Here is a 23,027-nt window from a genome sequence, read left to right as displayed (position 1 = left end):
GCCCCGGTCAAGCCGCCGCCAGGACCCCGGCGACGGCTGCCGCGCACATCGACGGCCCGTGCGGCAGCACCACACCGCGCGGGCGACGGTGTGCCCGTACCCAACCCACGGCGACGGCGACGGCGCCCGCCGCGGCGGTGAGCAGCGGCGGCAGCAGGGCCGCCGTCGTCCACGCCCCCGCGCCGGCGGCGCCCGCGGCTGCCCCCAGCCCGGCGGCGAGCTTCACGTCGCCCGCGCCGAGACTGCGCGGGACGGCCAGATGGGCAAGCAGGTACGGACCCGCCAGCAGGCACGCCCCGGCGAGCGCCGGGGCTCCCTGCCCCGCTGCCGCGGCGACCGCGAGGACGACGCCGGCGCCCGGCACGGTCAGCACGTTCGGCAGCCGCCGCGCCGACAGGTCGGCCGCGCTCAGGCACAGGCACCACCAGATCAAGGCCGCGACGGCGAACGCGCCCGGCATCGTCGAGGTCGCGAGCACGGCCACGGCGCCACCGGCCGCGCCGGCCGCCTCGCACATCCCGCGCGGTGGGAGCCGCCGGACGAGGCGGGCGACGAGCCGCCGCATGCCGGTTCCGGCCGCGGCGCCGAGCACGGCGAACAACACGACGGTCATGCCGTCAGCGTGCCGTCCGGGTCGCGCCGGAACGACGATCTTGCCGCCCACGACCGGAATCTGTGGACGGACGGGCTGGTTGTGGACAACCCGGTTGCCGGGACGGATCGAGCCGGACCTGCGACGATGACCGAATCGTCCCGTCCGCATCCCGGAGGTTCGCATGGAGCTGGCCCGCGTTCTCGAGACCGTCGGCGGCGCCGTCGACGTCGTCGGGGTGGCGGTGATCGTCGTCGGTGCGGCGGTGGCGAGCTGGATCGCCCTGCGGTCCTGGCGCCGCTCGCCGGGCGCGCCGATCTACGAACGCTACCGGCGTGATCTGGGACGGTCCATCCTGCTCGGCCTCGAGTTCCTGGTGGCCGCGGACATCATCAAGACGGTCGCCGTGACCCCCACCTTCACGTCGGTGGGGGTCCTGGCGATCATCGTCCTGATCCGGACCTTCCTGAGCTGGTCGCTGCAGCTCGAGATCTCCGGGCGGTGGCCGTGGCAGAACGGCAGGAGCGAACCGCGGCCCGAGCAGGCACCGGTCAGCTGAGTTCGGCGCGGCGACGTTGCAGGAAGCCGCGCTCGGCGGCGTTGGTGGCCCGGGCGAGCGCGGCGTCGTATGCCGCGGCGGCCTCGGGGAGACGGCCGAGCCGGCGGAGCAGGTCGGCCCGCACCGCGTGCCACAGGTGGTAGCGGTCCAGGTCGAGGTTGTCGACGAGGTCCAGACCCGCGCCGGGGCCGTCCACCTCGGCCACCGCGACGGCGCGGTGCAGGGCGGCGACCGGGGTGGGGGCGACGACGAGCAGTTGATCGTAGAGCGCGACCACCTGGCGCCAGTCGGTCGCCCCGACCGTGGCGGCGTCGCTGTGGACGGCGGCGATCGCGGCCTGGATCTGGTACGGGCCGGGCCGGCGCAGCTGCAGGCAGCGGCGGACGAGGGCCTGCCCCTCGCTGATCAGGTCTCGGTCCCAGAGCGTGCGGTCCTGCGCGGCGAGCGGGATCAGATCGCCGTGGGCGTTCGTGCGGGCCGGTCGCCGCGCGTCGGTGAGCACCAGCAGCGCGAGCAGGCCCAGCACCTCGGGTTCGTCGGGCAGCAGTTCGGCCAGCAGGCGAGCGAGCCGGACCGCCTCGGCGCACAGGTCGTCGCGGACCAGACGGTCCCCGCCTGCAGCGGTGTGCCCCTCGGTGAAGACGAGATAGACGACGGCGAGGACGGATGCGAGGCGGCCGGGTAGCTCCGCGGGGCCCGGAACGCGGTAGGGGATCCGGGCGTCGCGGATCTTGCCCTTGGCGCGCACCAGCCGCTGCGCCATCGTCTTCTCGGGAACGAGGAAGGCTCGGGCGATGTCGGCGGTGCTCAGGCCGCCGAGCAGCCGGAGCGTGAGAGCGACGCGGGCGGCGGGCGCCAGCGCGGGATGGCAACACGTGAAGATCAGGCGCAGCCGGTCGTCGGGCACGGCATCGTCCTCGCCGCCGATGTCGCTGGTCACGGCGGCGTGCAGGCGGGCGGCCTCGGCGTGCTTGCCTGCGCGGGCCTTCTCCCGGCGGAGGCGGTCGATCGCGCGGCGCCGGGCGGTGGTGACGATCCAGCCGGCCGGACTCGGCGGCAGTCCGTCGGCGGGCCACCGGGCGACGGCGACGGTGAACGCGTCCTGCACGGATTCCTCGGCGAGGTCGATGTCCCCGAAGACGCGGACGAGCACGGCGACCGCGCGACCGTGTTCGCTACGGAACACGCGCGCGATCTCCGCGTCCGTCACCGCGGGCACGGACGTCTCACCCGCAGTGCCCGCCCGCCAGCGGCCGCACCTCGATCGGCAGCGTGATCGCGCGGGCGAGCTTGCGACCCCATTCGAGGGCGGCGTCGAGGTCGGGCGCCTCGACGACCGTGAACCCCCCGATGTGTTCCTTGCCCTCGAGGTACGGGCCGTCGGTGGTGAGGATTCCGTCGCCGTCGAGCCGGACCACGGTGGCCGTGCTCGGCGGGTGCAGGCCACCGGCGAACACCCAGGCGCCGGCCGCGCGCATCTCGGCGTCGACGGCCTCGACCTCGCGCATGATCGGCTCGAGGATCTCCGCCGGCGGCGGGTCGCCGTCCGGCTGGTAGATGCTCAGCAGGTACTGGGGCATGGCACTCCTCCTCACGATCGCCGGACCGGCGCCGGTGATCCACCCTCTACACGATCGGCGGGCCGCCGAATCGACATCGCACGCGCCGGCTCGGAACGTCCCTCTTCCTCCGCACGCCATCGGCTCGGGCTGCACCCGAACCGGTTCCTGAACCAGCGGGAGAAGTTGCTGGGCGCGGAGAACGACAGCAGGTCGGAAACCTCGGTGAGCGAGTGCCGTCCGCTCCCGACCATCCGTACCGCCAGGTCCGCGCGGGTGGCATCGAGGACGGACGAGAACGTCTCCCCCTCGTCCGCGAGTCGGCGGTGCACGGTCCGGCGGTCGATGCCGAGACTGCGGGCCACCTGGCCGACCGAGCACCGGCCGGTGGGAAGGAGCAACTCGATCAGCTCCCGCACCCGGTCCACCGTGGTCGTCTCGCGGGGACTTCCGACCGAGTCGAGGAACTGCTGCGCGTACGACCGCAGCAGCGGATCCGCCATGGCATTGGGCGCGTCCAGATCCGCGGTGTAGAGGACGATTCCGTCGAAGTCCTGATCGAAGTCGACGGCGGTGCCGAAGACGCGGTGGTGAGTTTCGCGGTGCCGGGGTGCGGGATGCGCGAACGAGACGGACAGCGGACGCCATTGCGGACCGAGGAAGCCCTGCAGCAGACGATGCATCACCGCTACCGCGAGTTCGACGGACTGGCGGAACTCCCCGGTCCGGCCGACGTCGAGGGTGATGCGGATGGTGGCGATACCGCCCTGCTCGGTCAGGCGGGTGTGCAGGGCCTCGTTGTACATGTGCTCGTAGCGCACGAGGATTCGCAGCGCGCTGCGGACGTCCGGCTCCTCGCGGACCACCAGGCTCAGCGGGCCCAGGTTGGAGAACCGTCGTCGCTCGGCCAGCACGAGGCCGAAGTCGTCGCGATCGGCTGCCGCGGCGGAACGTTCGAGCAGGTCCGCGATCGCCTCGGCCGGTACCCACCGGTCCTGCAGGCTCAGGCCGGCCAGGTCGAGACCGGACGCGCGCAGCAACGTGGCCGGATCGATCTTCGACGAATGTGCCAGTTCGACATAGCTGTTCAGTGCGGCGTAGCGCGCCAGTGGTTTCACTACCGGTCCTGTCCCGAAATGAATGGCAATCCGTCCCCAGGGGATAAGCATATCGCCTCGGGACCCCCTACTGTTAGTTGCATCACAAGGTACGGCGAAGTGTGACGGAGCGGATCGAGAGTCCAGACGCCCCAGCAGCTCCGCTTCCATCGCCCCGGGGTCCTCGGCCGCACCCACGGCCGAGAGCCGGGATCGCCGCCACCGGCGCTCCCGTCCCACCGAGTTCATACACATCTGCCCTCCGCCGGCCCCCGGCCTGCGAGTGCGCGTTCAGGAGGAAACATGGCAAAGGCTGTCCGCTTCTACGAGACCGGTGGTCCGGAGGTTCTGCAGTGGGAGGCCGTCGAGGTCGGCGAACCGGGCCCCGGCGAGGTCCGCATCCGGCACGAGGCGGTGGGCCTGAACTTCGCCGACACCTACTTCCGCACCGGCCTGTACCCGGCACCGCTGCCCGCCGGGATGGGCGTCGAGGCCGCCGGGGTGGTCGAGGAGGTGGGTCCAGGCGTGACGTCGGTCCGGGAAGGCGACCGGGTGACCTACACCGGCAGCCCACTCGGGGCCTACAGCACCGAACGGGTGATGCCCGCCGACCACCTGATCGCACTGCCCGACGCCATCGGCTTCGACACGGCCGCGGCGATGACGATGCGCGGCCTGACCACCGCCTACCTGCTGCGGCGCATCTGGCCGCTGGCGGCCGGGGACACGGTGCTGCTGCACGCCGCCGCCGGCGGCGTGGGCCTGATCTTCTCTCAGTGGGCGAAGCTGCTGGGCATCCGGGTGATCGGCACGGTCTCGAGCGAGCGCAAGGCGCAGGTCGCCCGAGCACACGGCTGCGACGAGGTCGTCATCTACACCGAGGAGGATGTGGCGCAGCGGGTGCGGGAACTGACCGACGGCAAGGGCGTTCCCGTGGTGTTCGACAGCATCGGCGCCACGACTTTCGAGACCTCGCTGAACTCGCTGGCCCGCCGCGGCCTGCTGGTGTGCTTCGGCACCGCCTCGGGGCCGATTCCGCCGATCGACGCCATGCAGCTGGCGATCAAGGGGTCGGTGTACGTCACCCGTCCGGCGCTGGCGGACTACATCGCCGACCCGGCCGAGCGGGCCGCCCTCGCCGCGGAGCTGTTCTCGCACGTCGCGACCGGAGAAATCGCGATCGAGATCAACCAGCGCTACGCACTCGAGGACGCGGTGCAGGCGCATCGCGATCTCGAGGCCGGCCGCAGCATCGGCTCGTCGGTCTTCGCCCTCTGACCCCGTCCGGGCCGTACCCGGAGTCCGCCCACTTCCGAAGGACCATCCATGACCACCACCACCCGACCGCCGAGTCCGGTCTCCACGGCCTTCCGGGTCGAACCACTGACCTGCACGATCGGCGCCGAACTGTTCGACGTGGACCTCGGCGAGGTCTCGCGCGACGACGCGCTGTTCGCCGAGCTGCGGGCCCTGCTGCTCGAGCACAAGGTGCTGTTCTTCCGCGACCAGGACATCACCCGTGCCGAGCACGTCGCCCTGGCCGAGCGGTTCGGCCCACTCGAGGATCACCCGGTGGTCGGCAGCGACCCCGACCATCCCGGGCTGGTGCGGATCTACAAGGACCTCGACAGCGCGCCCGAGCACTACGAGAACGCCTACCACTGCGACGCCACCTGGCGCGACAACCCCCCGCTGGGATGCGTGCTGCGCTGTGTCCAGACCCCGCCGGTGGGCGGGGACACCATCTGGGTGAACATGGCCGAGGCCTACCGGCGCCTGCCCGGCTCGGTCAAGGAGCAGATCGCCGGCCTGCGGGCCCGGCACAGCATCGAGGCGAGCTTCGGCGCCCAGCTGCCGCTCGAACAGCGCCATGCGCTGCACGCCCGCTACCCGGATGCGGAACATCCGGTGGTGCGTACCCACCCCGAAACCGGCGAGAAGATCCTGTTCGTCAACTCCTTCACCACCCACCTGGTCAACTACCACACCGCCGAGAACGTCCGCTTCGGCATCGACTACGCCCCGGGTGCCGGCAACCTGCTGCAGTTCCTGACGAGCCAGGCGTCGATTCCCGAGTACCAGGTGCGCTGGCGCTGGACGGAGAACAGCATCGCCATCTGGGACAACCGCTCCACGCAGCACTACGCGGTGCAGGACTACTGGCCCGCCGTTCGCAAGATGGAACGCGCCGGGATCGTCGGCGACCGGCCCTTCTGAGCTCTTCCCTTCCTTCCCTTACACCGTCCACATTCCGAAACGGAGACCCGACAATGCACTTCCACGACGACGCCCTCTTCCCCGAGAACCAGGAGAAGCTGGTCATCACCGCCGCGCCCTACGGCCCGGAATGGGAGCTCGACGACTTCCGCGAGGATCTTCCCCTGACCATGGACGAGCACATCCAGCAGGCGGTGGACTGCTACGAGGCGGGCGCCACCGTGCTGCACATCCACGTCCGTGAACTCGACGGCAAGGGCAGCAAGAGGCTCTCGAAGTTCAACGAGCTGCTCGCCGGCCTGCGCGAAGCGGTGCCGGACATGATCCTGCAGGTCGGCGGATCCATCTCCTTTGCTCCCGAAGGTGAAGGCGCCGAGGCGAAGTGGCTCTCGGACGACACCCGGCACATGCTCGCCGAACTCGACCCGGCGCCGGACCAGGTGACCATCGCCATCAACACCAGCCAGATGAACATCATGGAGCTGATGACGGCCGACGACATCGCCGGCACCTCGATGGAGCGTCCGGAACTCGCGGCGACGTACCGGGAGATGACCGTGCCCGCCGGTCCGGAATGGGTTGCGGAGCATCTGAAGCGACTGCAGGCCAAGGGTATTCAGCCGCACTTCCAGCTCTCGTCCATCCCGCAGCTCGAGACGGTCGAACGCCTGATCCGGCGCGGGGTCTACACCGGACCGTTGAACCTGACGTGGGTCGGTATCGGCGGCGGCTTCGACGGCCCCAATCCGTACAACATCATGAATTTCGTCCAGCGGGTTCCGGACGGCGCCTGCCTGACCCTCGAGACGCTCATGCGGTCCGTGCTCCCGGTCAACGCGATGGCCATCGCGATGGGCCTGCACACCCGCTGCGGCAACGAGGACACCATCTGGGGCCGCAAGGGCGAGAAGATGACGTCGGTGCAGCAGATCCGGCAGCTGGTCCGCATCGCCGGGGAACTGGGCCGCGAGGTCGCCACCGGCAAGGAGGCCCGCGAGATCTACCGGATCGGCGAGACCTACCGCGACGCCGACGAAACCCTCGCCAGGCTCGGCTACGCCCCCAACCGCCGGCCGGGACAGGTCGGCTTCACCCACCACGGCTGAACCGCCGACCCCCGGGGCACGCGACCCGCACCGTGCGCCCCGGGGACCCGGCCGGTGACCGAGTCCGTCGAGCCCTCCCCGTCCTCACCCCTCCCGCGGTGGGCGCTCCCCGATGCGTATCCCCGCCCGCCGCCCCAGCCTCCCAGGAGCACCCATGGGTTTGCCCATCTCCTCGCTGGAGAACCACACCGCCACCACCCCTGCCGGTCCGAGGACCCGATCGCGGAAGTACCCGTGGCTCGTGTTCGCTCTCACCTTCGGACTGTTGTTGTCGGACTACATGTCCCGGCAGGTTCTCAGTGCCGTCTTCCCGTTCCTCAAAGCCGAATGGGCCCTGACCGATTCCCAGCTCGCATCGTTGACGAGCATCGTGGCGCTCATGGTCGGACTGCTCACCCTCCCGCTGTCGCTGCTGGCCGATCGGTGGGGCCGGGTCAAGAGCCTGGTGCTCATGGCGGTGCTGTGGTCGGTGGCCACTCTCATGTGTGCGGTGGCCACCAACTTCGAGCAGATGCTCGGCGCGCGATTCCTCGTCGGCGTCGGCGAGGCCGCCTACGGCAGTGTCGGAATCGCGGTGGTACTGAGCGTGTTCGCTCCCCGGGTCCACGCCTCCCTCAGTGGGGCGTTCATGGCCGGCGGCTCGTTCGGCTCGGTCCTCGGTGTCGCCCTCGGCGGCGTCATCGCCGTTCATCTGAGCTGGCGGTGGTCGTTCGCGGCGATGGCGGTCTTCGGGCTCATCCTGGTGGCACTGTTCCGCGCCCTGGTCACCGAGCGCAGGCTCGCCGCGCACGCCGCCGACGACCGGCCCGCTGCCGGCGACGAGCGACCCGCCGGTGCCGCGACCACACCGCCGGACGGATTCCGCGCGCCGGTGTCGAGCCTGTTCACCAACCCCGCCGTGCTGTGCGCCTACGCCGGCGGCGGCCTCCAGATGTTCACCGCCGCGGTCCTGCTGTCGTGGACGCCGAGCTTCTTCAACCGCTACTACGGCCTCGCCCCGGACAAGGCCGGCGTCGCCGCCTCGATCGTCGTCCTGCTCGTCGGCAGCGGCATGGTGGTGTGCGGGATCGTCACCGACCGCGTCGGACGGCACGACATCACCCGCAAGTGGACCACCGCGATCGCCTTCTGCGCCATCTCCCTGGCGTGCCTGGCCCTCGCGTTCCGTCTCGACACGGGCACCGCGCAACTGGTGCTGCTCGGCATCGGTGCGTTCTTCTCCGCCGGATCCTCCGGACCCACCGCGGCCATGGTCGCCAACCTCACGCACTCGTCCGTCCGCGCGTCCGCCATGGGGACGCTGACCGTGGCCAACAATCTGCTCGGCCTCGCCCTCGGGCCCTTCGTCGTGGGCATCCTCGCCGACCGACTCGGCCTGCGGGAAGCGCTGCAGCTGTCCCCGCTGGTCTACGTCCTCGCCATCGGCGCACTGGTAGCAGGCAAACGCCTCTACCCGCTGGGCCTGCGCAAGTTCACCACCCTCGGCACCGGCCCCGGCACGGCTGCCTGAACGACTGTCGTCCCGTTCCCACCCCATCTCCCGGAGTCACCCGTGAACCCCTCCCACTCCCCGACCGTGGTCATCGTCCCCGGCCTGCGCGACCACGTCGCCGATCACTGGCAGACCCTGCTCGCCGAACGTCTTTCCGACGTCCGGACCGTTCCTCCGCTCGAGCGCGACAAGCTCAGCCGCGCTGCCCGCGTCGCCGCACTCGACGACGTCCTGCGTGAGATCGACGGACCCGTGGTGCTCGTCGCCCACAGCGCCGGCGTGATGATCACCGTGCACTGGGCGCAGAACCCGACGCGTCCGATCCAGGGCGCGCTGCTGGCCACGCCGGCAGACCTGGAACTACCCCTGCCCGAGGGCTACCCGACCACCGACGACCTCGACCGGGGCGGATGGAACCCCATCCCCCGCCGCAGGCTGCCGTTTCCGAGCATCGTCGCCGCCAGCCGCACCGATCCGCTCGGTGGCTACCGGCGCATCGCCGGCATGGCCGAAACGTGGGGCAGCCGCCTGGTGGACCTCGGCGACGTCGGGCACCTCAATCCCGCCGCCGGATACGGCTACTGGCCCGACGCCGAGAACCTGCTCCGGCAACTGCTCGACAGCACCGCCCTCCCGGTACACAGCTGAACCCCACCGGCACCGCGACTCCGTCCCCGTCCACACTCCGAGCGCCTCGCTCACGTCCGGAAAACCACGAAATGACCAAGATCTATGAAACGGCCGCCGAGGCGGTCGCCGACGTTCCCTCCGGAGCCTCCCTCGCCGTCGGCGGGTTCGGCCTGTCCGGCATCCCGGACCAGCTGATCGCCGCGATCGCCGCCGGGGACGCGACCGACCTCGAGGTGTTCTCCAACAACTGCGGCGTAGACGGCCGCGGACTGGGAATCCTCCTCGAACGACGACGGATCCGACGAGTGACGGCCTCCTACGTCGGCGAGAACAAGGAGTTCGCCCGGCAGTACCTCTCCGGTGAACTCGAAGTGGAACTGACGCCGCAAGGCACCCTGGCCGAGAAGCTGCGCGCCGGCGGCGCCGGCATCCCAGCCTTCTTCACCCCGGCCGGTGTCGGCACCCCCGTCTCCGACGGTGGCCTGCCGTGGCGCTACCACCCCGACGGCTCGGTGGCAGTCGCGTCCCCACCGAAGGAGATCCGCGAGTTCGGCCGCAAGCAGTACGTGCTCGAAGAGTCCATCACCGCCGACTATGCACTGGTACACGCCCTGCGCGGCGACACCGAGGGCAACCTGGTGTTCAACAAGGCCGCAATGAACTTCAACCCGCTCGCCGCGACGGCCGGACGCATCTGCATCGCCCAGGTCGAACAGCTCGTCGCACCGGGCGAGATCGACCCGGGCCAGGTACACCTGCCGGGCGTCTTCGTCGATCGCATCGTGCACACCGGCGCCCAGGACAAGCAGATCGAAAAGCGCACCGTCTCGACGGGAAAAGGAGCCTGACGTGACCGTAGTAGCAGAACCCAAGATCCTCGGATGGTCGCGGACCGAGATGGCCGCCCGTGCCGCGGCCGAACTCTCGCCCGGCCAATATGTCAACCTCGGTATCGGACTGCCGACACTGATCCCGAACCATCTGCCCGCCGGGGTGAAGGTCACCCTGCACAGTGAGAACGGAATCCTGGGCACCGGCCCCTACCCCACCGAGGAGCAGGTGGACGCGGATCTGATCAACGCGGGCAAGGAGACCGTCACGGTCGAGCCCGGCGCGTCGTTCTTCGATTCGGCGACGAGCTTTTCGATGATCCGCGGCGGTCACATCGACACCGCGGTGCTCGGCGGGATGCAGGTCTCGGCCACCGGTGACCTCGCGAACTGGATGGTGCCCGGCGCGATGGTCAAGGGCATGGGCGGGGCGATGGACCTGGTCCACGGCGCCGCCAAGGTCATCGTGCTCATGGAACACACCGACAAGCACGGCAATCCGAAGATCGTCGAGAAGTGCACGCTGCCCCTCACCGGCCGAGCCGTGGTGCAGCGCATCGTCACCGATCTCGCGGTCGTCGACGTCACCGACCACGGACTGGTCCTGGTCGAGACCGCGCCCGGCGTCACCGACGAGCAGGTCCGCGCCGCCACCGGCGCTCCCCTCGTCTGATCCCCTCGTCCCCTTCCGACAGGACATCGATTCGTATGCTCAATCTCTCCGTGTTGCTGGAGGACTCCGCGCGCCGCTACCCCGACCGGACCGCGCTGGTCCTCGGCGGCGAACGACTCACCTACGCGCAACTCGACGCGCAGGCCAACCGGATCGCCAACCTGCTCGTCGCCGAGGGCGTCGCGCCGGGCGACAAGGTCGCGCTCTCGTGCCCGAACGTCCCCCAGTTTCCCGCCGTCTACTACGGCATCCTCAAGGCCGGCGCGGTGGTCGTGCCCCTGAACGTTCAGCTCACGCCTCGCGAGATCGCCTATCACCTCGACGATTCCGGTGCCGCCCTCTACCTCTGCTTCGAAGGGACCGCGGAACTTCCCGTCGGCGAATACGGCAGGGCCGGTTTCGACCGGGCCGACCGTTGCCGCACCATGCTGCTGATCACCCGCGATCCGCAGGCCCCGTCCCCGCTCGACGGCGTCGCCACCCTGGCCCACGCCACCGCCGAGCAGCCGGACACGTTCGCCACCGCCGTGCGCGAACCCGTCGACACCGCCGTGATCCTCTACACCAGCGGCACCACCGGCCGGCCCAAGGGCGCCGAACTGACCCACGCCAACATGGTGCTCAACGCCCTGACCGCGAACCGCCTGTTCGACAGCACCCCGCAGCGTCCGGACACCTATCTGCTCACCCTGCCGCTGTTCCACTCCTTCGGCCAGACCGTGACGATGAACGCCGCACTGTCGGTCGGTGCCACCTGCGTGCTCATGCCCCGCTTCGACGCCCCCGCGGCGCTGCAACTGATGGACGAGCACGACATCACCGTGTTCGCCGGGGTGCCGACAATGTACTGGGCGCTGCTCGGTGCGCTCGACGCCGCGAAGGCGGCCGGCGTCGACGTCGAAAAGATCGCGCGGACCATGCGTCGGGCGATCTCCGGCGGCGCGGCGCTGCCGGTGGAGATCCTCACGCAGTTCAAGGACAGGTTCGATGTCCAGATCCTCGAAGGCTACGGACTGTCCGAAACCTCGCCGCTGGCGATGTTCAGCGACCCCGAACGCGCCCCGCGTCCCGGTTCGATCGGCGTACCGGTGTGGGGCATCGAGGCCGCTCTCGTCGACGAACACTGGAATCCCGTCCACGACGGCGTCGGAGAACTCGCCCTGCGCGGCCACAACATCATGACCGGCTACCTCGGACGACCCGAGGCGACCGCCGAGGTGATGCGCGACGGCTGGCTGCGCACCGGCGACCTGGCCCGGCGTGACGAGGACGGGTTCTACTACATCGTCGACCGCGCCAAGGACCTCATCGTCCGCGGCGGCTTCAACGTCTACCCCCGCGAGATCGAAGAGGTCCTCATGACCCACCCGGCCGTCTCCCTCGCCGCCGTCGTCGGCGTCCCCGACGATCGTCACGGCGAGGAAGTCAAGGCGTTCGTCATCCGCGAACCGGGCGCACCGATCACCGAACCCGAGCTGATCGCCTGGTGCAGGGAGCAGATGGCCGGCTACAAGTATCCCCGTCACATCGAGTTCGCCACCGTATTGCCCATGACCGCCACCGGAAAGATCCTCAAACGCGAACTGGTTCCAGCCGTCGCAGGTCAGGGCAGTGGCCGATGACAACCCACGAAGCAGCTTCGTCCATCGTCGACCGCCTCAAGCGCGAGGGCAGTTGGAATCCGATGTGGGACGGACTCGACGAACTCGATCCCGGATGGACCGAGCACTACCTGACTGCGACGATGCAACCCTACGAAAGCGGTGTGCTCCCGCCGCAGGTCGTCCAGTTGCTGTGCATTGCGGTCGATGCCTCCTGCACCCACATGTACGGCCCCGGACTGCAGCGGCACATCCGGGCCGCACTCGATCTGGGCGTCACCGCACACGAAATTCTCGAAGTCCTCAAACTCGCCACGACCGTCGAAATCCACTCGCTCAACCTCGGCGTGCCGATCCTGCTGGAGGAACTGTCCGCGCGAGACTCGTCCTGACCTCCACCGGCCGTGCCGAGGCACCGAGGCCGGCAGTCCTGACATCTCGTGCCGCGTACCGGTCACCTCTCGTCGGCTGCGCCCTCTGCCGCGGCGATCGCGTAGGCCGCACCGATCAGGGTCAGGTGGCTGAACGCCTGCGGGAAGTTGCCGACCTGGCGACGACGTCCGACGTCGTACTCCTCCGCCAGCAACCCGAGATCGTTGCTCAAGGCGGCGAGCCGCTCGAACAACGTCCGAGCCTGCTCGACACGGCCGTTGCGGGCGAGCGCAGCGACCAGCCAGAACGAGCACGCCAGGAACTGGCCTTCGTCGCCGGGCAGACCGTCGTCCGTCCGGGAGGTCGAGTACCTCGAGACGAACCCGTCGCGCCCGAGTTCGCGGGTGACCGCGTCGATCGTGCCAGTCACCCGCTCGTCGGTGCCCGGCAGGAAGCCGACGAGCGGAATCGTCAGCACGCTGGCGTCGAGTTCCTCCGATCCGTAGTACTGGGTGAAGGTGTTGCGCTGCGCATCGTAGCCGCGCTCGCACACCTCGTCGTGGATCTCGTCCCGTAGCCGCCTCCACCGTTCGACCGGACCGTCCAGGTCGTAACGTTCGACCAGGCGGACCGCCCGGTCGAACACCACCCATGCCATCACCTTCGACTGGGTGAAGTGCCGCCGCGGCCCGCGGGTCTCCCAGATTCCGTCGTCGGGTTCACCCCAGATCGACTCGACGTATTCGATCAGAGTGCGCCAGCGCGGCCACAGGTGCGGTTCGACCCGCCCCACGGCCTCGGTGCTGAGGAAGGCGACGCCGATCAGTTCGCCGTAGACGTCGAGCTGGAACTGTTCCGAGGCGGCGTTGCCGACCCGTACCGGGGCGGATCCCTCGTATCCCGGCATGTCGGGCAGCTCGAACTCCGTCAAGCGCCGCTCACCGCCGATGCTGTACATGATCTGGATCTTCGCGGGGTCTCCCGTGCCGACCCGCTGGAGGAAACTGCGGAACGAGAACGCCTCCTCGGTGTATCCGCCGGCGAGAAGGGATTCCAGGGCCAGCACAGAGTCACGGATCCAGCAGAACCGGTAGTCCCAGTTGCGCACTCCCCCGATGTCCTCGGGCAGGGACGTCGTCGGCGCTGCGATCAGCGCGCCGGTCACCTCGTAGGTCATGGCCTTGAGCACGATGAGGGAGGTGAGTACCTCGTCCCGGTACGGTCCGGCGTACTCGAGCCGGCTGCTCCACTCGTGCCACCACGCCTGCGTGCGGGCCAGCGCCGAGTCCGCGTCCTCGACCGACGGCGGGGGACCGAAGGAGTAGTGCCAGCACAGCGTGAAGCGCTCGCGTCGCCCCTCGGCGACGGTGAAGTCCGCCGTCGCATCACCATCCGATATCCCCAGCGGCACCGGAGTACTCAGCCGGAACGAGTCGGGTCCCGCGGTGGCGAGTACACCGTCGGCAGCGGGCTCGACCCAAGGCGTGATCGTGCCGTAGTCCGGTCGGAGCGACAGACGCATCCGCATCGACACCCTGCCGCGCAACCCCTCGACGATGCGCATGAGCCGCGGAGGTCCGTCGCCGCGGCGCGGCATGAAGTCGATCACGCGGACCGCACCGTCCGCGGTCTCGAAGTCGGTCTCCAGGATGAGCGTTCCGGGGCGGTACCGCCGCGTGACCCCCGTGATCTCGGCTGCCGGGCGCAGACTCCAGTGCCCGTGCCGATCGTCACCGACCAGCGCGGCGAAGCACGACGGCGAATCGAACCGAGGCAGGCACAACCAGTCGATGTTGCCGGCGCGGCCGACGAGCGCGGCACTCTGCAGATCTCCGATCAGACCGTAGTCTTCGATACGCATCGCATACTCCCGCTGGTCGGTCGTGTACCGCCGGTGATGCACACACGTGCGGTTCCGGTGACGCGCCGGGCGCCGCCGGCGTGTCTCAGTCTTCGCGCTCGAACGTCACGAGCATTCCCTCGACGCCGCCTGGACCGAGCCGGCCCTTGATGTCCGCCGACGTGATCGCCTTCAAGCGCCACCCCTGTCGGGCCTGTTCGTTGAGGAGCCGCTCGAGCTTGTCACCCGACATCTTGCCGCCGAGCATCTTCTCGCGAACTTCGATCACCTTGTACGTGTACACGCCGCCTCCTCCTGATTGCCGGATGTGTCCGCCGGGCCGGGTGCCCAGCACGACTCGCGACATTCCTTCCGGTGAATGTCAGACCGGCTCGAGCGGCCGGAACGGGAGGATCTCGTCCGCCCCGGGCCGGACGATTCCGACGGACGCCTCGGGCACCTCGTTCCAGGCACCCGGCAGGTCGCGCAGTGGTTCGGAGACCACGAAGCGGGTCTCGGGGCCGAGGCGATGCAGCACCTCCACCTCCGGATGCAGCGCCCGGACCTTGTCGACCGCCGTGGAAAAGAACAGCGAGCGGCTGCGGCCCACGCTCGAGTACCGGAAGACCCACAGGGATTCGCCGTCGGTGGTGGCCACGGTCATCTGCACCGGGTCGTCGACGCCCTTGGCGCGAGCGACATGTTCGACGGTCCCGACGGCCCTGGAGACCGCGGTGATCGGATCGTCCGACAAGCCGAAGGTCAGGGCGAGGAAGAACAGTACCTCCGAATCCGTCGACCCCTCGATGTCCGGATACAGTTCCGGATCGACCGCCAGCACCAGATCGCGTTTGATGCGCCGGAATTCGCTCAGCACCCCGTTGTGCATCCACAGCCAACGGCCGTGACGGAACGGATGACAGTTGCTGCGCTGAACCGGTGTGCCCGTCGAGGCGCGGATGTGCGCGAGGAGCAGCGGCGTGCGCACATGGGCGGCGAGTTCCCGGAGATTGCGGTCGTTCCACGCCGGATCGACCCCTTTGAACACGGCCGGCTCGTCCTCCTCGCCGTACCACCCGATCCCGAATCCGTCACCGTTGGTGGTGGTCGCCCCGAGCCGCGAGTGCAGGCTCTGGTCGATCAGGGAATGCTCGGGCTTGAACAGCAAGTCCTCCACGAGGATCGGATCGCCCGAGTAGGCCATCCATCTGCACACCACCTCATTGCATCACACCGGCGCCATCCCCGGCTCGAGAATGCCGAGGTTGCCGCCGGAACCGAGCGGTCCGGTACCCCCTCGTGACAAGGGTCAGTGAGTGAGCACGATCTTCACGATCACGACGACGGTCGCGATCGCGGTCAAGAGCGCAGCAGCAACCACCGACGCACGGGTGGGACGTTCGCCCTTCAACCGGCCGATGACCCACACGATTCCTCCGATGCGGACCAGCACCGCGACTTCGGCCACGATCTGGGCGGTCCTCGGCTCGAGCCATCCCAGCAGCGCGGTCCCGAGGACTGCACACGGCAGCACAGCGGAACTGAGAATCGGTACGGAGTTGCGCAGCTCGCGGATCTTGTCCGCTCGAGTCACCGTGATTCCTTCTCGGACACTCTGACCCACGCCTTCGGCGAAGGCATGGGCAAGGAAGGTGGACAGGGCCGTGCCGAGGACGACGAGAATCCCGACGCGCTCACTCGAAGTGGCGATCGGCACCAGCGCCGCAAGGACGAGGACATTGCCGTAGACGTAGGCGCTGATCCGACTCGCCGCGTTCTCGCGGTCCAACGGTCGACGGCGCGAGAACAACGGGCCGTGAAGCAGCGCGTGCGTATCGGTTCCCATCGGATCCCACCTTTCTCCTCAACCGGATCGAGCCGTGGCTCGCAGGTCACATCGTGGGACCGTCGTACAGCGACGTGCCGTTCGGTCGAGCGGACCGCTCCGGGTGTCACGATTCCGCGCCGTCGTCGTCTCCCGGTCGGATCGGGTCGTGCAGCCGATCGCGGGACTCGAAGGCGTCCACGGCAGCCTCGAGCGTGGGATGGAAGCGGGACGGATCGAAGCGGTCGCCCACACCGAACCGCACCAGCCGATCCTTGATCGGGCCCTTCATCTCCGCGAACACCAGCCTGATGCCGCAACTCTCCAGGTAGCGGTCGAGGTCGACGAGTTCGTCGACCGCGGTGGTGTCCAATCCGATGATGGGTTCGGCGGCGAGCACGACCCATTCGACCGGACGGGGAGAATCGGTCACCAGCGAGCGAACGTAGCGATCGAACATCTCCCCGTTGGCGAAGAACAGCGGTGCGTCGAATCGGACGATGACCAATCCCGGGATGCGCCGGCCCTCGGGATGACGGGCGAGGTCGTGGAAGCCCTCCCGATCGGGCACGGCCACCAATTCGGCCCGGTACGGCTGCCACACCCGCACCACCACCGCGAGGAACGACAGTCCGATCGCGACCAGGATGCCCTGCAGGACTCCCACCAGTGCGACGCCGACGAATGCCGCGGCCGCGAGCAACGCCTCCGTCCGGCTCATACGCCACATCTGCACCAGCCCGCGGACGTCGACCAGCGCCGTCGCCGCGACGATCACCACCGCTCCGAGGGTCGCCTGGGGCAGGTACGCGGTCACTCCCGGTGCCAGGAGGACGAACAACAGCACCGCCACGGCGCCGACCACGCCGGCAAGCTGGGTACGCGCCCCGCTCTGCTCTGCCACAGGCGTGCGCGATCCGCTGGCAGAGATGGGAAACCCCCCGAACATGCCACTGGCCACGTTGGCGACCCCGATCGCCTTCATCTCCGTGTTCCCGTCGACGCTTTCCCCCCGCCGGGCAGCGAAGGTGCGGGAGAGCACACCGGAGTCGGCGAATGCGATCAGCGCGATGCCCGCGGCCGGTCCCACCAGAGACGCGACGTCACCCCAGTCGACCCCGCCGAACGAGGGACGCGGCAGGCCCTCGGGCAGTGCGCCGACCATGTCGATGTCGTCGCTCAGATCCGCCACCGCGGCCACGATCACGGCTCCCACGACCGCGACGAGCACCCCCGGGACCCTCGAATGCAGCACCTTGAAACCCACGATGACCAGCAGCGATGCGACTCCGACCCAGGCAGCTGTCGGATCCACCTGCCCGTCCCCCACCGCGCGGGCGATCGCGCCGATCTCACCGAGCAACCCGGACGCGTCCACCGAGAAGCCCAGCAGCTTCGGCAACTGCCCGACGATGACGACGAGCGCGATGGCGTTGAGGTATCCCAGCCGCAACGGCTTGGACAGCAGCTCGGTGACGAAGCCGAGGTTCAGGAATCCGCCCGCGATCATGATGGCACCCACGAGCACGGCGAGGACGCCGGCCAATGCGAGGGCGCTCTCGGGGTCGTCGGTCACGGCCAGCGGCACCACCGCCGCCGCGATCAACGGCGCCAGCGACGAATCGGGGCCGAGGACGAGGATCTTGGACGGCCCCACGATCGCGTAGGCGAGCAGCGGAACGATCGTCGCGTAAAGCCCCGCGTACGCGGGCAGTCCCGCCGCCTCGGCGTATCCCATGCCGGCGGGGATCAACAGGGCAGTGAGAACGAGACCCGCGACGAGATCCGAGCGCAGCCAGTCCCGACGGTAGCCGCGTACCGTCTCGACTCCGGGCAGTCGAGCGAGAGCTCGCCTCCGAGACATTCCGCAAGTATGGCACCGCCCACAGGGCGCTCACCGCACTTCGGGCAGTCCGCATACCTGCTGCCGCGCGAACGAATTTCGTGGCACGGCCTCGCCGGCATCCGACGGGACGCGGCCGCTCGTGCCGCGCTGCGTCGACCGGATCCCGAACGCCGTGCGCGGGAGGACGGCGATCCGCATCGACCGGTGCCCTACTCCCCCGCGTCGATGATGTCCCGGAGGGTGGCGAGTTGCTCGGTGGTGATCCCCACCGGTTGCACGACCGTGTTCAAGCCGTCGACGTACTCGCCGGTGTATTTGTGGCCGTGGCCGCCGGGCACTCCGGTGGAGAACGGCAGATCGGCGGTGACCTGCCAGAACGTGACGAACGGAATCCAGACCATGTCCTCGAGCACGTCCCGGCCGGGTGCCTCCCCGATCCAGTCCGGTTCGCGGAGAATCAGATTCGGGCTCCACCACACGATGGGATCGGACGGATGCATCAGGTACAGCACCCGGCTGCCGTCCCACGGACGATCCGCGGGAGGAATGCCGCCCTGCGGATCGTTGGTGAACCGCACGGTGCGCCCGTCCTTGTAGACCGGTTCGACCTCCGGACTGCCGGGTTCACGCCGGTCGCTGAATTCCCGGAACAGCGTGTTGAAGTTGGGGGGCCCGGCGAACACGGTTCCCGAGGTGCGGTTACGCAGATCGTATTCGCCGCTGAAGGCGGTCTCGCCGCCGAACGAGCCGAGACTCTCTCCGGCGACGAACAGTCGGGGACGGGCGTCCTGGGGCAGCTTCGACCACACGTCGTACACCGCGTCGAACAGATCGCGACCGGCCTGCCGAGCCTTCGATTGGTCCACCAGATAGGAGATCCACGACGGCAGGTACGAATACTGGACCGTCACGGTCGCCGCGTCGCCCCCGGTGAGGTACTCGAACGAATCCACCAGCGCCGGGTCCACCCACCCGCTCCCCGTGGTCGTGACCACGAGCAGATTCGCCCGCTCGAAGCCTCCGGCACGCTCCAGATCCTGGACCGCCGCCGCTGCCCGAGCCTCGGAGTCGTCCGCCGACGCCAGACCGGCATACGTCCGAATCGGCTCCACAGCCGGGCGGCCGACGAACTGTGCGATCTCCTCGGTGGTGGGGCCCGAGCCGATGAAGGTGCGCCCCTGGTACCCCAACGAGTCCCACGGCACCACCGAACCCGGTCCACCCGATCGCAGGCTCGTCTCGGGTTGCTGCACGCCCTCGGGAGTCGTGGTGTCGCGCAGAGAGAATGCGGAGTTGGCGACGTTGACGAGGCCACCGAGCAGCACACCCGAGACGACCGCGTAGACCAGCCAGGCGACCGCGATCCACCCGAGCACCCTCGCCGCGCGATGCCCGATCCATCTGTCGAGCAGAGTGGTCAGCCACCGGTACGCGCCCCGCACGCCACGTCCGATCGCGAGCAGGAGACCGAAGACGAGCACTGCCACGAACGGCGAGAGGACGACGAGCGCGACGTTGTACTCGGTGACTCCCATCAACGTGCGGATCTGGTGCTGCCAGTATTGTCCGGCGGCGAAGGAGCCGACGAACAGCACCGTCGCCGCGGCGAGGAAGACGTACCAGGAGCCGCGCCGCGGGCGCCGGGGACCGCGATCGGCGAAGGCGCGCCACACGTACGCCGCGAATACTCCCAGCCCGTAGCCGATCGCGGCGGTGATGCCGCAGATCACGCCCTGGAGCAGGCCTCCTCGAGGCAGCAGCGACGGCGTGAACGACAGGCACGCGAAGAGCAGTGCGCCCCAGCACCCCGGAAGGGTGACGAACAGCAACCTCCGGCGGCGCCCGGTCTCGCGATCCGTGTCGTCCGCACTCGGCGCGTCCTGGGGCTCGGTGCCGGCAGCACGGACTCCGCTGTTCTGCTTCCCGGGCGTGCTCGCCGCCGGTTCGTCCTCCACCCTGGGTCCGTGCGCTGTCATCGCCGTCCGCCTACGCGAGTTCGATCCGAGACGACGCTGTGCCCTCATCGATCTCGCGGCGGGCTGCCTTCTCGATCAACAGGGACAGGAAGTCCCGGACCTTCGCGTCGGCGAACCGCTTCTCGACGGTCCGCACCACGACCTCGATGTCGCCGCGCGACATCGACGGAAAGCGCACGGCGAGGCGAGTGACGATCAGCTCGAGCTGCACGGCTTCGTCCCCGCCCGGTGGGGGCACGTCCCGGGTGCGGACCCGCCTCAGGTCGCTGGTGGCCGGCTGCGGAGCCGACCGCGCCGACGCGGGACGGACATCGCTCCTCGGGTCGAGGGCACTGTAGACCATGTCGCACTCCTTCCGCGTGCACCGGCCGACTCAGCCGACGGGGACGCCGTCACGACCAGCGGTACCCCGTCCCAGCGCCTGAGCTTTGAGGTGCTCGAACTCGGCGGCCGTGATCGCACCCGAGTCGAGTAGCGCCTTGGCGTCGGCGATCTGCTCGGCCGGGGACTTGCCGGCCGCGACGTTCCGGATGTACTCGTCGGTGGCCTGCTTGGCTTCTGCCTGTGCCTGCTGCGCCCGTAGCGCCATCCCCCGGCCTCGGACGATCAGGTAGACCAGTGCGCTGATGTACGGGAAGAGCACCAGCACGACCACCCACACCGCCTTGGCGAAGCCGGATACGGTGTGATCGCGGAACAGGTCGACGAGAATCTGGAACAGCACGATCAGATACGCCACGAAGGCGAATACGACGACCGTGTACCACACGTAATCCCAGAAGGAATCCATCAGGTCAGCCTCCTCGATCGGACCGGCAAGGTGATCAACTCGAATCCGGCCGGAATGAAATTCTCGGATCCTGCTACGGCGATCCCGGCGCGCTACGGTACCGCCGTCGTCCGCGACTCGACCGAGTTCAGCGGACCCCGACGGAGGAACCGTCCCCCGGGTTCCGGCAGATCCGACTCCGGAACCCCGCTCGAATTACCGACGCCCACCACCACCGCGGCCTCGAGGACCGCGGGTGGTACATCGCCACCGAAATCGGTGGTAAGCCGATCGACCGTGACAGCGTCGGCACCAGCACCCGGCATGCTCATCTCGCATCCATGTGGCCCCTTTTGCGGGACGACCGTACATATCGTACGCCGCCCATATACGCAAAGCCCCCGAAACCGTCAACGTGGTGCCGGAGTTCGATCGGGTGTGCCGGGGAGAAGCAGCGCCGCCACCAACCCGATCAGACCGAGGACGGCCAGCACTGTCATGGCCAGCGCGTACGCGCGGTCGGGCGAGGTCAACCCGGCGACCAGGACGGTACCCGCCACAGCCGTACCCAGCGACGATCCGAGATTGGAGACGCACCGCGACAACCCCGAGATCTCGCCTTGACGCTCCTCCGCGAATGCGGACTGCACCACGTTGACCGACGGCGTCAGCATCGTCCCGAGTCCGATGCCGATGAGCAGCAGCCCTGGCGTGAATGCCCATGCACTCGTCCAAGCCCGCACGAGCAGGAGAAGGACACCGACACCCGCGAGGGTGGTGACGAACCCGGCTGTGATCAGCGTGCGCTGCGGGTACTTCGCCGTCAGCCGCTCCGCCACGAGCGAGGCACCGAGGATGCCGGCGGTGGCCGCGGTGAAGATCACGCCGGTCTCGATCGCGTTGTATCCCCGGACGACCTGCAGGAAGGCGGAAACGACGAACGCGATCCCCATCAGCAGCAGCCACTGGATGTTCTGCGTCACCAGCGCGAGGTTCGAGGTGCGGTTGCGGAACAGTGACAGCGACAGCAGTGGCTCCTTGCCGGCCCGTTCACGGGCCCGCACGTACAGCAGGAACCCCATGATGAACAGCGCTCCCACCACGACCAGGATCGCCATCAGGACGACATCGGTGTCTGCCTGCAGGATCCCCATCACGAGACAGACCAGGCCGGCGGCGGAAAGGAGGGCGCCGACGGCGTCGAACGGTCGCGCCGGGTCGGGAGGCACCGGGTCCACGATCCCCCGGCTGAGCACGAGGATGGCTCCGATGATCAGCGCCTGGAACACGAAGGCCGCGCGCCAGTCGATGCCGGTGGTGATGACACCACCGATCAGCGGACCTGCTGCCGCTCCGATGCCGCCCATCCCGGTGATGACACCGAATGCCCGCGCTCGAGAGGTCAGATCACTGAAGAGCATCGTGGTGAGGATGTACACCGGCGGAATCAGCAGCGCGGTGCCCACCCCTTCGAGGATCGAGTTGCCGATGATCAGTACCCCGAGGTTGGGCGAGACCGCGCTGATCAATGCTCCGATGCCGTACAGAACGAGACCGAGCACAAAGCACCGCTTACGCCCCCACCGGTCGGTCAGCTTGCCTCCGGGGATCATGAACGCGGCCATCACCAGCAGGAACACGGTGATCGCGGTCTGCACACCCTGCACGGTCGTCCCGAGATCCGCACTGATGTCGTTGATCATCACGTTCATGTTCGACCCGGCGAAGCTGCAGATGAACTGTGCCAGAGCGAGCGGCACGAGCATCCGCCGCAGGGTCGAGGACGGGCGCGGAGAGTCGAGACTGTCCGGCATGGCGAGCCCTTCCGCTCGACAAAGAGATGCACTGACTCGTGCACAACGTGGCCAGTGACATTCTGGGGCATTCGAAGAACCCAAGGTGGCAATTTCGAGCGTCCACCGCCGCCGTTGCGTCGCCCCGATCGAGCCGGCGAAATGGTCGAAATCCGGCGGATTTCTCGGCACTGATGGAAAATCGCTTCCATGCACCTTCCGGCGATCGCTCCGGAAGTGCCGGCCGTTC

Annotated in this window: 23 protein-coding genes; 10 read left to right on the top strand and 13 right to left on the bottom strand. The window is 68.8% G+C overall.

Translation table 11 applies throughout. From position 1 onward, the window contains the following. Nucleotides 1-7: 7 nt before the first annotated feature. Nucleotides 8-613: a prepilin peptidase gene (locus QNA09_RS10545; RefSeq protein ID WP_061064871.1), complete on the bottom strand. Its 606-nt coding sequence runs from the start codon at nt 611-613 to the stop codon at nt 8-10. 163 nt (nt 614-776) lie between these two features. Here QNA09_RS10545 and QNA09_RS10540 point away from each other — a divergent pair, with 163 nt between their 5' ends. After that, nucleotides 777-1,151, top strand: a complete 375-nt coding sequence (locus QNA09_RS10540; protein WP_017681908.1) for a DUF1622 domain-containing protein — start codon at nt 777-779, stop codon at nt 1,149-1,151. Here QNA09_RS10540 and QNA09_RS10535 read toward each other — a convergent pair. From QNA09_RS10535 to QNA09_RS10525, 3 genes are read right to left on the bottom strand one after another with little or no spacing between them, the layout of a single operon-like run. Then, nucleotides 1,144-2,370 (bottom strand): RNA polymerase sigma factor, encoded by a 1,227-nt coding sequence (locus tag QNA09_RS10535; RefSeq protein WP_102030720.1) that lies wholly within the window; start codon nt 2,368-2,370, stop codon nt 1,144-1,146. The genes QNA09_RS10540 and QNA09_RS10535 overlap by 8 nt on opposite strands. A 7-nt stretch (nt 2,371-2,377) precedes the next feature. Beyond that, complete coding sequence (locus tag QNA09_RS10530) at nt 2,378-2,731, bottom strand: YciI family protein (protein WP_102030721.1); 354 nt, start codon at nt 2,729-2,731, stop codon at nt 2,378-2,380. A gap of 11 nt (nt 2,732-2,742) precedes the next feature. Continuing rightward, nucleotides 2,743-3,828 carry an AraC family transcriptional regulator gene (locus tag QNA09_RS10525; protein ID WP_017681911.1) on the bottom strand — a complete coding sequence of 362 codons (1,086 nt, stop codon included), beginning with the start codon at nt 3,826-3,828 and terminating at the stop codon, nt 2,743-2,745. Between the two features lie 282 nt (nt 3,829-4,110). Between QNA09_RS10525 and QNA09_RS10520 the strand changes: the two genes are divergently transcribed. The 9 genes from QNA09_RS10520 to QNA09_RS10480 all read left to right on the top strand — a co-directional run bounded on the left by QNA09_RS10520 (nt 4,111) and on the right by QNA09_RS10480 (nt 12,748). Next, on the top strand, nt 4,111-5,085 hold the full coding sequence (locus QNA09_RS10520; protein WP_048773548.1) for a quinone oxidoreductase: 975 nt from the start codon (nt 4,111-4,113) through the stop codon (nt 5,083-5,085). 48 nt (nt 5,086-5,133) lie between these two features. Beyond that, entirely contained in the window at nt 5,134-6,024 is an 891-nt protein-coding gene (locus QNA09_RS10515; protein ID WP_048773549.1) for a TauD/TfdA family dioxygenase, read from the top strand. A 53-nt stretch (nt 6,025-6,077) separates the two neighbouring features. Continuing rightward, entirely contained in the window at nt 6,078-7,130 is a 1,053-nt protein-coding gene (locus QNA09_RS10510; protein ID WP_119699759.1) for a 3-keto-5-aminohexanoate cleavage protein, read from the top strand. Nucleotides 7,131-7,284: 154 nt separating this feature from the next. Beyond that, on the top strand, nt 7,285-8,640 hold the full coding sequence (locus QNA09_RS10505; RefSeq protein WP_119699758.1) for an MFS transporter: 1,356 nt from the start codon (nt 7,285-7,287) through the stop codon (nt 8,638-8,640). Nucleotides 8,641-8,682: 42 nt separating this feature from the next. After that, complete coding sequence (locus QNA09_RS10500; RefSeq protein WP_010595154.1) at nt 8,683-9,270, top strand: alpha/beta hydrolase; 588 nt, start codon at nt 8,683-8,685, stop codon at nt 9,268-9,270. A gap of 71 nt (nt 9,271-9,341) precedes the next feature. After that, on the top strand, nt 9,342-10,100 hold the full coding sequence (locus QNA09_RS10495; protein WP_003935440.1) for a CoA transferase subunit A: 759 nt from the start codon (nt 9,342-9,344) through the stop codon (nt 10,098-10,100). A gap of 49 nt (nt 10,101-10,149) precedes the next feature. After that, nucleotides 10,150-10,755, top strand: a complete 606-nt coding sequence (locus QNA09_RS10490) for a 3-oxoacid CoA-transferase subunit B (protein ID WP_048773580.1) — start codon at nt 10,150-10,152, stop codon at nt 10,753-10,755. A 35-nt stretch (nt 10,756-10,790) separates the two neighbouring features. Then, nucleotides 10,791-12,377 (top strand): long-chain fatty acid--CoA ligase, encoded by a 1,587-nt coding sequence (locus QNA09_RS10485; RefSeq protein WP_119699757.1) that lies wholly within the window; start codon nt 10,791-10,793, stop codon nt 12,375-12,377. Then, nucleotides 12,374-12,748 (top strand): carboxymuconolactone decarboxylase family protein, encoded by a 375-nt coding sequence (locus QNA09_RS10480; RefSeq protein ID WP_208643871.1) that lies wholly within the window; start codon nt 12,374-12,376, stop codon nt 12,746-12,748. Before QNA09_RS10485 ends, QNA09_RS10480 begins: the two co-directional genes overlap by 4 nt. Nucleotides 12,749-12,810: 62 nt before the next feature. Here QNA09_RS10480 and QNA09_RS10475 read toward each other — a convergent pair whose 3' ends face one another. The 9 genes from QNA09_RS10475 to QNA09_RS10435 all read right to left on the bottom strand — a co-directional run bounded on the left by QNA09_RS10475 (nt 12,811) and on the right by QNA09_RS10435 (nt 22,969). Further along, a complete protein-coding gene (locus tag QNA09_RS10475; RefSeq protein WP_029540090.1) occupies nt 12,811-14,589 on the bottom strand; it encodes a glycoside hydrolase family 15 protein in 1,779 nt (592 codons plus the stop codon). Between the two features lie 85 nt (nt 14,590-14,674). Continuing rightward, nucleotides 14,675-14,872, bottom strand: a complete 198-nt coding sequence (locus QNA09_RS10470; protein WP_003935445.1) for a DUF4177 domain-containing protein — start codon at nt 14,870-14,872, stop codon at nt 14,675-14,677. A 78-nt stretch (nt 14,873-14,950) separates the two neighbouring features. Next, nucleotides 14,951-15,772, bottom strand: a complete 822-nt coding sequence (locus QNA09_RS10465; RefSeq protein WP_003935446.1) for a class II glutamine amidotransferase — start codon at nt 15,770-15,772, stop codon at nt 14,951-14,953. A gap of 105 nt (nt 15,773-15,877) precedes the next feature. Beyond that, on the bottom strand, nt 15,878-16,414 hold the full coding sequence (locus QNA09_RS10460; protein ID WP_010595158.1) for a hypothetical protein: 537 nt from the start codon (nt 16,412-16,414) through the stop codon (nt 15,878-15,880). 106 nt (nt 16,415-16,520) lie between these two features. Beyond that, on the bottom strand, nt 16,521-18,257 hold the full coding sequence (locus QNA09_RS10455) for a SulP family inorganic anion transporter (RefSeq protein ID WP_099527974.1): 1,737 nt from the start codon (nt 18,255-18,257) through the stop codon (nt 16,521-16,523). Between the two features lie 191 nt (nt 18,258-18,448). Continuing rightward, the gene (locus QNA09_RS10450; RefSeq protein WP_003935449.1) at nt 18,449-20,194 is read right to left on the bottom strand and encodes an alpha/beta-hydrolase family protein; all 1,746 of its coding nucleotides are present in this window, start codon (nt 20,192-20,194) and stop codon (nt 18,449-18,451) included. A 31-nt stretch (nt 20,195-20,225) separates the two neighbouring features. Continuing rightward, the gene (locus tag QNA09_RS10445; protein ID WP_003935450.1) at nt 20,226-20,558 is read right to left on the bottom strand and encodes a three-helix bundle dimerization domain-containing protein; all 333 of its coding nucleotides are present in this window, start codon (nt 20,556-20,558) and stop codon (nt 20,226-20,228) included. 30 nt (nt 20,559-20,588) lie between these two features. Continuing rightward, the gene (locus QNA09_RS10440; protein WP_003935451.1) at nt 20,589-21,005 is read right to left on the bottom strand and encodes an SHOCT domain-containing protein; all 417 of its coding nucleotides are present in this window, start codon (nt 21,003-21,005) and stop codon (nt 20,589-20,591) included. A 389-nt stretch (nt 21,006-21,394) separates the two neighbouring features. Then, nucleotides 21,395-22,969, bottom strand: a complete 1,575-nt coding sequence (locus tag QNA09_RS10435; protein ID WP_234420186.1) for an MFS transporter — start codon at nt 22,967-22,969, stop codon at nt 21,395-21,397. Nucleotides 22,970-23,027: the final 58 nt, after the last annotated feature.

The organism is Rhodococcus sp. AH-ZY2 (genome assembly GCF_030916465.1).
Lineage (GTDB): Bacteria > Actinomycetota > Actinomycetes > Mycobacteriales > Mycobacteriaceae > Rhodococcus > Rhodococcus ruber.
The sequence above is the reverse complement of the archived record's forward strand: the minus strand, read 5'-3'. Positions and strand labels throughout refer to the sequence as shown.